We start from the raw sequence: 14,103 nt of genomic DNA, 5'->3' as shown, positions 1-14,103 counted from the left end.
GTACGACGCGGGCGCCGCTCGTCGTCCCCGTACGCCATCGTTCAGTGTGCGTCGAGGGTGACCGTGAACGAGAAGCGGTCGCCCCGGTAGTGGATGACCGCCACGTCCAGCGCCTGCCCGTCCTTGCCGTGGATGACGCCCGTGTAGCGCAGGATCGGGCTGAGCAGCGGAACCTGGAGCAGCCGCGCCGTCTCCGGGTCCGCGAGCGTCGCCTCCACCGTGTCGGTGATCCGGCTGATGCCGACCCCGAGCACGTCCCGCAGCACCTTGGTCATCGGCCAGCGGATCAGGTCCTCCCGGTCGATGCGGTCGGCCAGCTCCGGCCGGAGATAGTTGCGCGCGTGGTTCGTCGGCTCGCCCGTCGTCTCGTCGCTGCGCAGCCGGTGGTACGTCGCCACCTCGTCCACATCCGGGAAGAATTCCGCCAGTTCACCGGAAACAGGCGTTTTCCCCTGGTCCAGCAGTTCGGTCGTCATGCCCGACTGCTGGGCCACGATCGCGTCCACCGAGCCGAGCAGCCGCACGGGCGCGCCCCGCCGCGCGCTCGGCTCGATGAACGTGCCCCGCCGGCGGTGCCGGGTGATGAGCCCCTCGACCTCCAGCTCCTTGAGCGCCTGCCGCATGGTCAGCACGCTCACCCCGTAGTGGCCCGCGAGCTGCTCCTCGGTGGGCAGGCGCAGGGGATCCTGGGGGGTGCGGCCGAGTATGGAGGCACGCAGGGACTGCGACACCTGATACCACAGCGGCAGCTTGCGGTTCAGGACGATCGAATCGGGAGCGAAGGAGGTCACGAGGGTATCCGTACAGGTCGCGGGCGTGGAAGGCAACGGCCCGTGCGACTCAGCCGGCCGGACGGAAGTGCCGGCCGAGCCCCCGCCACACGTCGTCGTAGCCGCGCTGGAGGTGGTCCGCCTGTGCCGCCTGGGCCGTCGCGGTGACCGGCCAGCGCGTCTCGAACATGAAGGCGAGACCGTCGTCGATCTTCTGCGGCTTCAACTCGGCGGCGCTGGCACGGCCGAAGGTCTCCTGGTCGGGTCCGTGCGCCGACATCATGTTGTGCAGCGAGCCGCCGCCGGGTACGAAGCCCTCCGCCTTCGCGTCGTACGCGCCCTCGATGAGCCCCATGTACTCGCTCATCACGTTCCGGTGGAAGTACGGCGGCCGGAACGTGTCCTCGCCCACCAGCCAGCGCGGCGCGAACACCACGAAGTCGACCCCGGCCAGCCCCGGGGTGTCGGACGGCGAGGTGAGCACCGTGAAGATCGAGGGGTCCGGGTGGTCGTAGCTGATGGAGCCGATCACATTGAAGCGGTGCAGGTCGTAGACGTACGGCACGTGGTTGCCGTGCCAGGCGACCACGTCCAGCGGCGAGTGGTCGTACGTCGCCGTCCAGAGGTTGCCGCAGAACTTGTTCACCACCTCGACCGGTCCCTCGACGTCCTCGTACGCGGCGACCGGGGCGAGGAAGTCACGGGCGTTGGCCAGACCGTTGGCGCCGATCGGACCGAGGTCGGGCAGCTGGAACGGTGCTCCGTAGTTCTCGCACACATAGCCCCGGGCGCCGAGGTCCGACCCGCCCTCCGGTGCCGGGTCCAGCAGCTCCACCCGGAAACGCACCCCCCGGGGGATCAGCGCCACCCGGCCCGGCTCCACGTGCAGCAGTCCGAACTCGGTGCGCAGCAGCAGGCCGCCGCGCTCCGGGACGATGAGCAGCTCGCCGTCGGCGTCGCTGAACACCCGATCCATCGACGCGTTGGCGTGGTACAGGTGCACCGCGATCCCGGTGCGCTGACTCGCGTCGCCGTTGCCGCCGAGGGTCCACAGGCCCGCGAGGAAGTCCGTCCCGGCGGGGGGCTCCGGAAGCGGGTTCCAGCGCAGCCGGTTCGGGTCGGGCACCGTCTCCGTGAACGGTGCCGTCTGCAGCGTGCCGTTGTCGGCGCGGACGAAGGCGGGGTGGGCGGCCGACGGCCGGATCCGGTACAGCCACGAGCGCCGGTTGGACGCCCTCGGTTCGGTGAACGCCGAGCCGCTCAGCTGTTCCGCGTACAGGCCGAGCGGTGCGCGCTGCGGCGCGTTGCGGCCGTGCGGCAGGGCCCCGGGGACCGCCTCCGAACTGTGTTCGTTGCCGAATCCGGAGAGGTGGGCCAGCCCCTCGGCCGTCTTCCTCGCGTCCCCGCTCATGATCGCTCCCTCGCGCCTGATTCCTATGCATCACCGTAGGATTCCGGCCCGCCCCGCGCAAGAGGCCGTCCGGGGCAAGCCCCGACTTGGCCGGAATTGCCAGGGGACTAGTACGTGAGGGTGTGCGCGCGGCCGAAGAACCCGACTCCAGGGGGATCCGGCCGCGAGGGGCCTTGTTCTACGCTCCCGGACATGCGGTGGACGCGTGGACTGCTCACCGCGCTCGCGGTCTGCGTCCTGCTCGGCGGCGCCGCGGGCTGCGGCGCCGGTGATGCGCACGAGCGGGGGACCACGGTCTCCGCCTCGCCCGTGGGCACATTGCTCGACACGATGGACGAGGAGGGGCGGCTCTACCGTGAGGTGGGCCGGAAGGGGGCGCCCGAGGTCGCGATCGAGATCCAGCCGGACTCCGCCGGCGGCTGGGACGTGCGGCTGACCGTCCGCGACTTCCGCTTCTCGCCCGCGGGTACGCGAGCCGTTCCGGTGGCCGGACGCGGCATCGCCCACCTCTATGTCGACGGCCGGAGCGTCGCCCGGCTGCGCACCGCCGAGTACCGCCTGGCCGGGCGTCTCGTGCCGCGCGGCACCCACCACATCACCGCGCGGCTGTACGCGGACGACGGCACCGTGTGGGCCGTCCGCGGCAAGCCCGTCGAGAGCACGGCCGACATCACGGCCTCGGGTTCCGGTTCGGAGGCCGGATCGGGTTCCGGCCCGGAGGGCGGACAGGGGTCGGCGGCACCGTAGGAGTCGATTCCGGGGGTGGTGGCGTCGCCCCGCACGGTCGGCGCGGACGACCTCGCAGGCCACGCCGCGGACGGCGGGCCCGGGGCGTGACGCGTGGTCACGGCACGGCGGTGTCCGCCGAAAATGAGTGGTCACGGCACGGAGGTGCGTACTGATGGGCGAGGTTCACCGGACCCCGGCGGAAAGGCATCATGAAGAGCGTGCCCCATGCGACCTCGCTCCGCAGAGCGCCCGTACAGCGGCGTAGCGCAGAACGACTGACCAGGATCCTCGACGCCTGCGCCGACCTCCTCGACGAGGTGGGCTACGACGGGCTGAGCACCCGGGCCGTGGCCCAGCGGGCCGGTGTGCCCATCGGCTCCGTCTACCGTTTCTTCGGCAACAAGCGGGCGATGGCCGACGCGCTCGCCCAGCGCAACCTCGAGCTCTACGCCGAACGCGTCACCCAGAGCCTGCGGGAGGCGGACGGGGGAGGCTGGCGGGCCGCGATGGACGCGGTGCTCGACGAGTACCTCGCCATGAAGCGGACCGCGCCGGGCTTCTCCCTCGTCGACTTCGGCAACCAGATTCCCGTGGGCGCCCGGGACGCCGAACCGAACACCCGGGTCGCCGACCGCCTCACCGACCTGCTCTCCGGTTATCTCGACCGCACCCCGGACGACGACCTCCGCCGCTGTTTCCTGGTCGCCGTGGAGAGTGCCGACACCCTGGTCCACCTCGCCTTCCGGGTCGATCCCGAAGGGGACGAACGGATCATCGAGGAGACGCGCGAACTGCTGCGGGCCTATCTGTCCAGGGTCCTCGACTAGACCGGTCCCGTCCGCGGGCGCCACTGCCGTCCCCCCGCTTCCGGGGCGCCACCGCCGTCCCCCCGCTCCCGGACACCGGTGCCGTCCACGCGCTGATTTCCGACCTGACCCGCGGCGACCCCTCCCCGTCATGCGTACCGGTCGGTATGCTCGCCGGGTCCGTGTGCCACCCAGGCCACCGCCCTCCGGGAGGACCCGTGTCCCGCACCTCCGGCACCACCCCCGACTCTCGCACCGCGCTGCGCGTCTGCCCCCTGTGCGAGGCCACCTGCGGGCTCACGCTGACCATCGAGGGCACCCGGGTGACCGGCGCCCGGGGCGACCGCGACGATGTGTTCAGCAAGGGCTTCATCTGCCCGAAGGGCGCCTCCTTCGGCGCCGCCGACGGTGACCCCGACCGGCTGCGCACCCCCCTCGTCCGCCGGGACGGCGAACTGCGCGAGGCCACCTGGGAGGAGGCCTTCGACGCGGTGGCCGCGGGGCTGCGCCCGGTCGTCGAGCGGTACGGGCCGCACGCCCTCGGTGTCGTCCTCGGCAACCCGAACGTGCACACCATGGCCGGCGCCCTCTACCCGGCCGTCCTGCTCGGCGCCCTGCGCACGCACAGCGTCTTCTCCGCCTCCACGCTCGACCAGATGCCCAAGCACGTGTCGAGCGGCCTGCTCTACGGAGACGCCAACGCGATCCCCGTCCCGGACCTGGACCGCACCGACCACCTGCTGCTCATCGGCGCCAACCCGCTGGAGTCCAACGGAAGTCTGTGCACCGCTCCCGACTTCCCCGGCCGGCTCCGCGCGCTGCGGGCCCGCGGCGGCACGCTGACCGTCATCGACCCGCGCCGCACCCGTACGGCCAAGCTCGCCGACCGCCACGTGGCCATCCGCCCCGGCACCGACGCCCTGCTCCTCGCGGCGATGGCGTACGTCCTGTTCGAGGAGAAGCTCGTCGACCTCGGCGCGCTCGTCCCGCACGTCCAGGGCGTCGACGAACTCCCCGACGCGCTGCGGGACTTCACGCCCGAGGCGGCGAGCGCGGCCTGCGACGTGGACGCCGGGACCATCCGGGAGCTGGCGCGCGAGCTGGCCGCCGCGCCCACCGCCGCCGTCTACGGCCGCATCGGCAGCTGCACCGTCCCGCACGGCACCCTGGCCAGCTGGCTGGTGGACGTCCTCAACATCCTCACCGGCAACCTCGACCGGCCCGGCGGCGCCCTCTTCCCGACGGCCGCCACCGACCGGACGCCCCGTCCGGCGGGTCCCGGTCACGGCTTCGCGCTCGGCCGCTGGCACAGCCGGGTGAGCCGGCACCCCGAGGCCAAGGGCGAACTGCCGCTGGCCGCACTGGCGGAGGAGATAGACACCCCGACCGAGGGCGGCAGCCCGGTCCGCGCGGTCATCGCCGTCGCCGCCAACCCCGTCCTGTCCGCGCCCGACGGCCTCCGGCTCGACAAGGCCCTCGAATCGCTGGACTTCATGGTCAGCGTCGACCCCTACCTGAACGAGACCTCGCGCCACGCCCACGTCGTCCTGCCGCCGCCCCCGCCCTCCCGCAGCGCCCACCACGACTTCGCGTTCAACACCCTCGCCGTCCGCAACCAGGTCCGCTACAACCGCCCCGCGGTCCCCCTGGAGGAGGGCCGGATGGCCGAGACCGAGATCCTCGCCCGGCTCGTCCTCGCGGCGACCGGCATGCACGGCGCCGACCCGTCCGCCGTGGACACGATGGTCATCGAGGGCACCCTCGGCAAAGCGGTCGAGGACACCGCCTCGCCGGTGCACGGACGCGACCCGGGGGAACTCGCCGCCGCCCTCACCGGCGAGAACGGCCCCGAGCGCCGGCTCGACATGATGCTGCGCCTCGGCCCGTACGGCGACGGCTTCGGCGCGCGCCAGGGCGGCCTGACCCTGGACTGGCTGCTGGCGCATCCGCACGGCATCGACCTGGGACCGCTCACCTCCTGCCTGCCACGGCGGCTCAAGACCCGCAGCGGGAAGATCGAGCTGCTCCCCGGACCGATCGCGGGGGATCTGCCCCGCCTGCGGGACGCGTTGCGCGAACGCCCGGCGGCGATCGTCCTCGTCGGCCGCCGTCATCTGCGCTCCAACAACAGCTGGATGCACAACGTCCCCGCGCTCACCGGCGGTTCCAACCGCTGCACCCTGCACATCCACCCCGACGACGCCGCCCGGCTGGGGCTCGACGACGGAGCGGCCGTGCGCGTCCGGGGCGCCGGCGGAGAGGTGATCGCCCCGGCGGAGATCACCGACACCGTACGGCGCGGAGTGGTGAGCCTTCCGCACGGCTGGGGGCACGACCGCCCCGGCACCCGTATGAGCCACGCCGCCCTGGACCCCGGGGTCAACGTCAACCAGCTCCTCGACGGCTCGCTGCTCGACCCGCTGTCCGGAACGGCTGTCCTCAACGGGGTGCCCGTGGAACTGGCGGCCTGCTCCTGAGCCGGCGCCACCGCCCCGGCCGCCGCGGATGCCCGTGAGCCGCAGCGGCCGGGGCACCGCGACGCCCCTGGGCCGTGGCGGCCCGGGGGCGTTGTTGCGCCGGACGAGCGATCCCTGACGGGGGAGCGGGCGCAGTTGCGCCCCTTTGCGGATCTCATGTGAGAACTAGTCAGATGACCTGAAATTTATATGAAAATCATCTGACTCGGAGGGGTCTCGCATGTCCACCTCGTCCCACACCGTGCCACGTCGCGGCGCCGGCGCCCTGGCCGCCCTCGCGGTCGCGGGCGCCGCCCTCCTCGGCGCCCCGGCCGCCGTCGCCGCCCCCGGTGACAACGGCGACGTCAAGGTCCACGACGCGAACACGCCGTTCGACAACGAGCGGGACGATCCGAAGGTCTGTCAGTTCTACCTCGACGGCTTCGACTTCGACGGGGGACAGCAGGTCTCCTGGTCGATCGCGACCCAGCCCCCCACCGCGGGCGGCCCCCTCCTGCAGGGCCGGCTGTTCACGTCCGCGACCGGCCGCGGCCGGACCGGCAACCTCACCCTGCCCGACGGCCAGTACAAGCTGACCTGGAACTTCCAGGGCGAGAACGGCGCCGGCAAGAGCAAGGTCTTCAAGGTCGACTGCCCCGTGAGCGCGCCGTCACCGTCGCCCAGCCGACAGGTCGGTCCCGGCGCTCCGGGCGGCAGCCCGAGTCCGAGCCTGCGGAGTGGTCCCGGCGGTCCGGAGGGCAGCCCCGGCCCGAGTCGACAGGGCGGCGGACCCGGCGGACAGCAGGGCGGGCCGGGCGGACAGCAGGGCGGCCTGGGCGGACAGCGGAGCGGCCCCAACGGCGGACCTGCGGCGGGCGGCGGCGGTCTCGCCCGCGCGCAGGACTTCTCGCCGGTGGCCGGAGCGGCGGCCGTGGGTCTCGTAGTGGCCGGGGGAGTCGTGTTCCTGCGGCTGCGCCGACGCGGCAATGGCGCCGCGTAGACGGCACAGGCCCTGGTACCGGACGCGCGCCTACCGCCTGGCGAGGACCCTGGTGGTCACCGTCGCGCTGGTGGTGGGCGGCGTCTGGTGGGCGGGGGACGACGAGCCCCCCGGTGCGGCGGCGGCCGGCGCCGTGCACGACGGTGCCGCCCCCCGGGCCCCGGCCGCGGACACGGGCGCCGGGCACGCGCCGGACGCCCGCCCCGGCGGCGGCCCGCGGCGGCACCCGTCCCCGGCCGCCCGCCGGGCGGCCCGGCCCGCACCCCCGCCCGCGCCGCTGCCGCGCTCCCGGGCCACCTCCCTGCGCATTCCCTCCCTGGGCGTCGACGCGCCGGTCATCGGTCTGCGGCTGGACCGCGACCGACGGCTTACCGCGCCGCCCGTGGACGATCCGAAACCCGTCGGCTGGTACACGGACGGTCCCACGCCGGGCGAACGGGGCACGGCCCTCGTCGTCGGCCATCGCGACACCCGGACGGGACCCGCCGTCTTCGCCCCGGTCGAACGGATCCGTACCGGCGCACGCGTCGAGGCGCGGCGCGCGGACGGGCGGACCGCCGTCTACACGGTCTACGCCGTACGCACGTACGCGAAGGCCCACTTCCCCGACCAGGAGGTGTACGGCGACCGGGGGCGCCCCGAACTGCGGCTGATCACCTGCGGCGGCGCCTACGACCGCACGTCCGGATACGCGGCGAACGTCATCGCCTTCGCCCGTCTCACCGAGATCCGGGGGCGGACGGGCAGCCGCTGAGGCCGGCCGCGGGACGGCGGACCGGGGGTGCGGCCGCGGCCCCCGTCGCGCGGCCCCCGGCCCGAGGCGGTATCCGATCGTCCGTTTCCGCCCGTACCGAACCCGCCCGTCCGATACCGCCCCGTGTCTTCCCCCGGACGTGCGCGGTCCGTTAGCTTCCGTGACTCAAGGTCCCGTACGACCCGTGCGGGACGACCGGCCGCGGAGCACCAGCGCCTTGCACGCCCCCGGGGGCACCTGTCATGACACGCGCCATCTCCCTGCACCACGTCAGCAAGTCCTACGCCCGCGGGCCCCGTGTGGTGGAACGGCTCTCCCTGGACATCCGGCCCGGCGAGTTCCTCGTGCTGCTCGGTCCCTCCGGCTGCGGCAAGTCGACCGTGCTGCGGATGATCGCGGGACTGGAGGAGGTCACCGAGGGCGAGGTGCACCTGGACGGGGAGTACTCCAACGACCTGCAGCCCTCCGAGCGGAACATGGCGATGGTCTTCCAGAACTTCGCCCTCTATCCGAGCATGACCAGCCGCGACAACATCGGCTTCCCGCTGCGCATCGAGGCACCCGGCGCCGACCCCCGGGCCCGGGTGGACGCCACCGCCCGGATGCTCGGTATCCAGGACCTCCTCGACCGCTTCCCCAGCCAGCTCTCCGGCGGCGAGCGGCAGCGCGTGGCGATGGGACGGGCGATAGCGCGCCACCCCTCCGCCTTCCTGATGGACGAACCGCTGTCCAACCTCGACGCCAAACTCCGCAACCACCTGCGGGCCGAGATCTCCAAGCTCACCAGGGAACTGGGCGCGACCACGGTCTACGTCACCCACGACCAGGCCGAGGCCATGTCGCTCGGCGACCGGGTCGCCGTGATGCGCGGCGGGGTCCTCCAGCAACTGGGCACGCCCCGCACGGTCTACGCACTGCCCGCGAACGTCTTCGTCGCCGCCTTCATCGGCACCCCGAGGATCAACCTGCTGCGCGGAATCGTCCGGGCCCCGCTCGACGGCGCCATGACGATCAGCCTCGGCAAGCAGTTCCTGCGTCTGCCCGAACCCCTGTGCCTGGACCACCAGTTGCTCCGGGTGCAACAGGGCCGCGAGGTGATCGTCGGACTGCGGTCCGAGGCCATCCGGCTCGCCAGACCCTCCGAGGCCCGGCCGGGCGAGGTGGCGATCACCGGTCTGGTCGAGCACGTGGAGTTCCAGGGGCACGAGGTCCTCGTCCACTTCAACACCGGTTCGCGGCCCGCCGTCGTCCCCGAACTGGAGTCGCCGCGCCCGTCCCGCCCGACGCGGCGGCGCCGCCGCGAGGGCGGCACCGTCCTGGACCGGCTGCGGGGGCGTGCCGGGACGCTGCGGGCCGGACCGGTGGTCGTCCTCGACCATCCCTCGGACGGCGAGGCCGACCGCTCCGGGGAGACACCGCCCGAGGGGCGGCTGCCCGGAGATCTCGTCGTGCGCACGACGCCCGACATCGAACTCCGCCACGGCATGCAGATCCCGCTCCTCGTGGACCTCGCCCACCTGTTCGTCTTCGACCACAGCGGCGAACGGATCTGCCCGGCCCCCGAGCGGCTGCCCGACCTGGAGGAGTGACTCCCCGAGGGCGTGCCCGGTGCGGGCTCCCCGGGGCGTGCCGGGACCCGTCGTGCGGCAGGTCACCCTGGCGCCGCAAAACTATCATCGCTAGTTTAGGTCACGGACGACGCTGCCCCGCCCGGGAGGAACACGATGAAGGCACATGACGGCATGTACATCGACGGGGCGTGGCGCCCCGCCGCCGGACGGGACACGATCGAGGTCGTGAACCCGGTCGACGAGCAGGTGATCGGCCACGTCCCGGCGGGCACGGCCCTGGACGTCGACACCGCCGTACGCGCCGCCCGTGCCGCGTTCCCCGGCTGGGCCGCCACCCCGCCCGCCGAACGGGCCGCCCGCCTCACCGCCCTCAGGGACGTCCTGGCCGCCCGCAGGGACGAGATCGCCGAGACCGTCACCGCCGAACTGGGAGCGCCGCTCGCGTTCTCCCAGGCCGTGCACGCGGGCGTCCCGGTGCTGGTCGCCGGCTCCTACGCCGAGCTGGCGGCGACGTACGCCTTCGAGGAGAAGGTCGGCAACTCGACCGTCTACCAGGAGCCCGTCGGGGTCGTCGGCGCGATCACGCCCTGGAACTACCCGCTCCACCAGATCGTCGCCAAGGTCGCCCCCGCGCTCGCCGCCGGCTGCACGGTGGTGCTGAAGCCCGCCGAGGACACTCCGCTGACCGCCCAGCTCTTCGCCGAGGCCGTCGCCGAAGCGGGCGTGCCGGCCGGCGTCTTCAACCTGGTCACCGGCCTCGGCCCGGTCGCGGGCCAGGCGCTGGCCGAGCACCCGGACGTCGACCTGGTCTCCTTCACCGGCTCCACGGCGGTCGGCCGGCGGATCGGCGCGACCGCGGGCGCCGCGGTCAAGCGCGTCGCCCTCGAACTCGGCGGCAAGTCCGCGAACGTCATCCTGCCGAGCGCCGACCTCGCCAAGGCCGTGAACGTCGGCGTCGCCAACGTGATGTCCAACTCCGGCCAGACGTGCAGCGCCTGGACCCGCATGCTGGTTCCCGCCGACCGCTACGACGAGGCGGTCGGGCTCGCCGCGGCGGCCGCCGCCAAGTACGGCGACCGCATCGGACCCGTCGTGAACGCCAAACAGCGGGACCGGGTGCGCGGTTACATCGACAAGGGCGTCGCCGAGGGCGCGCGGCTCGTCGCGGGCGGCTCCGAAGCCCCGCGCGAGCAGGGCTACTTCGTCGCTCCCACCGTGTTCGCCGACGTCACCGAGCAGATGACGATCGCGCAGGAGGAGATCTTCGGCCCGGTCCTGTCCATCCTGCGCTACGAGGACGAGGAGGACGCCCTGCGGATCGCCAACGGCACCGTGTACGGGCTCGCGGGCGCGGTGTGGGCGGGAGAGGAGTCCGAGGCGGTCGCCTTCGCGCGGCGGCTCGACACCGGCCAGGTCGACATCAACGGGGGACGCTTCAACCCCCTGGCCCCCTTCGGGGGTTACAAGCAGTCGGGCGTGGGGCGCGAACTCGGCACCCACGGCCTGTCCGAGTACCTCCAGACCAAGTCCCTCCAGTTCTAGGAGCGTTCACGTGGTTCGCGCCGCCGTCCTTCCCGCCGTGGGTGCCCCGCTGGAGATCGCCGAGATCGAACTCCCCGATCCGGGACCGGGCCGGGTCCGGGTGAGGCTCGCCGCCGCCGGGGTCTGCCACTCCGACCTGTCCCTGTCCGACGGCACCATGCGGGTGCCGGTGCCCGCCGTGCTCGGTCATGAGGGCGCCGGCACCGTCGTCGCCGTCGGCGAAGGTGTCACGCAGGTCGCCCCCGGCTCCCGAGTCGTACTGAACTGGGCCCCCTCCTGCGGGAGTTGTCACGCCTGCTCGCTGGGTGAGGTGTGGTTGTGCGCGAACGCGCTCACCGGCACGGGAAGCGTGTACGCCCGCCGCGCCTCCGACGGGAGCGATCTGCACCCCGGCCTGAACGTCGCCGCGTTCGCGGAGGAGACGGTGGTGCCGGTGTCCTGCGTCCTGCCCGCCCCGGACGGCATCCCGCTCACCGAGGCCGCCCTGCTCGGCTGCGCCGTCCTCACCGGCTACGGAGCCGTCCACCACTCCGCCCAGGTCCAACACGGCGAGAGCGTCGCCGTGTTCGGGGCCGGCGGGGTCGGGCTCGCCGCCCTGCAGGCCGCCCGGATCGCGGGCGCCTCGCAGATCGTCGCGGTCGACGTCTCGCCCGGGAAGGAGCCGCTCGCCCGCGCGGCCGGGGCCACCGACTTCGTCGTCGCCTCCGACACCACCGCCCGCGCCGTCCGCGCCCTGACCGGCGGCCACGGCGTCGACGTCGCCGTCGAGTGCGTCGGCCGCGCCGTCACCATCCGCACGGCCTGGGAGTCGACCCGGCGCGGTGGCCGTACCACCGTCGTCGGCATCGGCGGCAAGGACCAGCAGGTCACCTTCAACGCCCTGGAGATCTTCCACTGGGGCAGGACCCTCGCGGGCTGCGTGTACGGCAACTCCGACCCGGCGCGCGATCTCCCGGTTCTCGCGGAGCACGTCCGCGCGGGGCGCCTCGACCTCGGCGCACTGGTCACCGACCGCATCGCCCTGGACGGCATACCGGCGGCCTTCGAGAACATGATCGCGGGCAAGGGGGGCCGGGCGCTGGTGGTCTTCTAGACGCGTACGGCGGACGCGTACGGCAGTCACGTACGGCAGTCCCCGCGGGCCGCCCCGGAAGGACGCGAGAGCGTCAAGGCGGCCCGCGGTCAGGCCTGTTCGGCCCGGTCCCCCGTCTCCGTGACCGCCGTCGGCGCCGGAGCACCGGCGGGAGCGGCGGCCGGGGCCGTCACGGGTGCCGCACCGGGGGAGGCGGCGGCCACGGCGTCCCGCCCCGCGGCGGGAGCAGGCCCGGCCGCACTCACCGGCGCCGGATCCCGGCGCGGCCGGGAGCGCGACACCGCCACACCCGCGAGGCACAGCGCCCCGCCCGCCAGTGTCAGCGGCCCCGGGACCTCGGCCAGGAAGAGCCAGGACATCAGCACCACCAGGGCGGGCACCGCGTACGTCGTCGCGCCCATGCGGCTCGCGGTCGTGCGTGCGAGGGCGTATCCCCACGTCGTGAAGGCCAGCGCGGTCGGGAAGACGCCCAGATAGACCATGTCGAGCGTGGCCGTGAGGGGAGCGGTGGCGGCGTCGTGGACGAGTCGGCCCGCGAACGGCAGGCACACCACGGCCCCGATCAGACAGCCGAACGTCGTCACCTGGAGCGCGCTCGCCCGGCCGAGCGCCGGCTTCTGCGCGACGACCCCCGCCGCGTACGCGACGGCGGCGAGCAGACACAGCACGACCCCGAGCACCGACGAACCGCCGCCGCCGGACATCGACAGCCCCACCGCGACCGCTCCCGCGAACGACACCGCCATGCCGGCCAGCAGTCGCGGCGGCATCGCGTCCCCCAGCAGCCGGGCACCGAGCAGGGCGATCAGGATCGGACCGATGTTCACCACCAGCGCCGCCGTACCGGCGTCCACCTGCTGCTCGCCCCAGTTCAGGGCGATCATGTAGAAGCCGAACCACAGCACCCCGGATATCGCGATACCGCGCCAGGCGCCGCGCGGCGGCAGCCCCTCGCCGCGCACGACGCAGACGGCACCGAGCACCAGGGCTCCGGCCAGCAGCCGTCCGAGCGCCAGCGCGCCGGGCGAGTACGCGGCGCCCGCGCTGCGGATCGCGACGAAGGCGGAGGCCCACAGTCCGACGGTGACGGTCGCCGCACCGGCGGCGAGCAACTGCGCACGCCGACCGGGCGGCGCGACGGGGGAGGTGTTCATCATGTCCCCGAGGCTAGGCGGGCCACGCCCGTCGGGCTCGCGGATTTCGGACGCGCAGGTCGGCGCGGGTCCGGAACCGCGGCCGTGTCCGGGACCGGCCCCGCTCAGGCTTCCCGGGCCAGCCCCGCGTACTGCACCGCGAGGCCGTCCAGCAGGGCGCGAAGGCCCGTCTCGAAGGCCCGTTCGTCGATCTTCTCCTGCTGTTCGGCGAGGAGGTGCGCCTGCCCCAGATGCGGATAGTCGGCCGGGTCGTACGCGCTCTCGTCGTCCACGAAGCCCCCGGCGAAGGAACCCAGCGCGGAGCCCATGATGAAGTACCGCATCAGCGCGCCGATCGAGGTGGCCTGGGCCGGCGGCCAGCCGGCTTTGACCATGGCGCCGAAGACGGCGTCGGCGAGCCGGAGTCCGGCCGGCCTGCGGCCCGGTCCGCGTGCGAGGACCGGGACGATGTTCGGGTGGTCGCGCAGGGCCGCGCGGTAGGAGACGGCCCAGTCGTGCAGCGCGGTCCGCCAGTCGCGGCCGTCCTCGAACATCGACAGTTCGACCTGCGCGCTCACCGAGTCCGCGACCGCCTCCAGGATCTGGTCCTTGGTGCGGAAGTGGTTGTAGAGGGAAGGCCCGCTCACCCCCAGTTCCGCCGCGAGCCGGCGCGTCGAGACGGCCGCCAGGCCCTCGGCGTCCACCAGCGCCCGCGCTGTCTCGACGATGCGGTCGGTGCTCAGGAGGGGCTTGCGCGGTCGGGCCATGGCGCACATAGTAGGGCTGCACCATGAAACTAGCAGTGCTAATTTAAATGTACGGCTTTCAATGTACGGCT

Annotated in this window: 12 protein-coding genes; 8 read left to right on the top strand and 4 right to left on the bottom strand. The window is 73.4% G+C overall.

Annotation, left to right across the window (positions count from 1 at the left end; translation table 11 throughout):
• Window positions 1-41: 41 nt before the first annotated feature.
• Both ACH4S8_RS36615 and hmgA read right to left on the bottom strand, forming a co-directional pair.
• Entirely contained in the window at window positions 42-791 is a 750-nt protein-coding gene (locus ACH4S8_RS36615) for a GntR family transcriptional regulator (protein WP_398402035.1), read from the bottom strand.
• 49 nt (window positions 792-840) lie between these two features.
• Complete coding sequence (hmgA, locus tag ACH4S8_RS36610) at window positions 841-2,181, bottom strand: homogentisate 1,2-dioxygenase (protein ID WP_398402033.1); 1,341 nt, start codon at window positions 2,179-2,181, stop codon at window positions 841-843.
• A 192-nt stretch (window positions 2,182-2,373) separates the two neighbouring features.
• On the opposite strand from hmgA, the gene ACH4S8_RS36605 reads away from it, so the two are divergent.
• The 8 genes from ACH4S8_RS36605 (at window position 2,374) to ACH4S8_RS36570 (ending at window position 12,132) form a co-directional block, all read left to right on the top strand.
• Entirely contained in the window at window positions 2,374-2,928 is a 555-nt protein-coding gene (locus ACH4S8_RS36605) for a hypothetical protein (RefSeq protein WP_398402030.1), read from the top strand.
• Window positions 2,929-3,119: 191 nt separating this feature from the next.
• Window positions 3,120-3,737: a TetR family transcriptional regulator gene (locus tag ACH4S8_RS36600; RefSeq protein WP_398402028.1), complete on the top strand. Its 618-nt coding sequence runs from the start codon at window positions 3,120-3,122 to the stop codon at window positions 3,735-3,737.
• A gap of 197 nt (window positions 3,738-3,934) precedes the next feature.
• Entirely contained in the window at window positions 3,935-6,193 is a 2,259-nt protein-coding gene (locus ACH4S8_RS36595) for a molybdopterin oxidoreductase family protein (RefSeq protein WP_398402026.1), read from the top strand.
• 220 nt (window positions 6,194-6,413) lie between these two features.
• Window positions 6,414-7,172 carry a hypothetical protein gene (locus tag ACH4S8_RS36590; RefSeq protein ID WP_398402024.1) on the top strand — a complete coding sequence of 253 codons (759 nt, stop codon included), beginning with the start codon at window positions 6,414-6,416 and terminating at the stop codon, window positions 7,170-7,172.
• Window positions 7,159-7,926, top strand: a complete 768-nt coding sequence (locus ACH4S8_RS36585) for a class F sortase (protein WP_398402022.1) — start codon at window positions 7,159-7,161, stop codon at window positions 7,924-7,926. Before ACH4S8_RS36590 ends, ACH4S8_RS36585 begins: the two co-directional genes overlap by 14 nt.
• 242 nt (window positions 7,927-8,168) lie before the next feature.
• Window positions 8,169-9,515 (top strand): ABC transporter ATP-binding protein, encoded by a 1,347-nt coding sequence (locus ACH4S8_RS36580; RefSeq protein ID WP_398402020.1) that lies wholly within the window; start codon window positions 8,169-8,171, stop codon window positions 9,513-9,515.
• Between the two features lie 135 nt (window positions 9,516-9,650).
• Complete coding sequence (locus ACH4S8_RS36575; protein WP_398402018.1) at window positions 9,651-11,039, top strand: aldehyde dehydrogenase family protein; 1,389 nt, start codon at window positions 9,651-9,653, stop codon at window positions 11,037-11,039.
• Window positions 11,040-11,049: 10 nt separating this feature from the next.
• On the top strand, window positions 11,050-12,132 hold the full coding sequence (locus ACH4S8_RS36570; RefSeq protein ID WP_398402016.1) for a Zn-dependent alcohol dehydrogenase: 1,083 nt from the start codon (window positions 11,050-11,052) through the stop codon (window positions 12,130-12,132).
• A gap of 89 nt (window positions 12,133-12,221) precedes the next feature.
• Here the strand turns inward: ACH4S8_RS36570 and ACH4S8_RS36565 are convergent, their stop codons facing one another.
• Together ACH4S8_RS36565 and ACH4S8_RS36560 are read right to left on the bottom strand one after the other, a co-directional pair.
• Window positions 12,222-13,289 carry a DMT family transporter gene (locus ACH4S8_RS36565; protein WP_398402014.1) on the bottom strand — a complete coding sequence of 356 codons (1,068 nt, stop codon included), beginning with the start codon at window positions 13,287-13,289 and terminating at the stop codon, window positions 12,222-12,224.
• Window positions 13,290-13,390: 101 nt separating this feature from the next.
• On the bottom strand, window positions 13,391-14,041 hold the full coding sequence (locus ACH4S8_RS36560) for a TetR/AcrR family transcriptional regulator (protein ID WP_398402012.1): 651 nt from the start codon (window positions 14,039-14,041) through the stop codon (window positions 13,391-13,393).
• Window positions 14,042-14,103 lie beyond the last annotated feature (62 nt).

Origin of the sequence: Streptomyces sp. NPDC021080, from assembly GCF_044333225.1 — a bacterium.
Taxonomy (GTDB): Bacteria; Actinomycetota; Actinomycetes; order Streptomycetales; family Streptomycetaceae; genus Streptomyces.
Note: the sequence above shows the minus strand (reverse complement) of the source record. Positions and strands in the feature narration are given on the sequence as shown.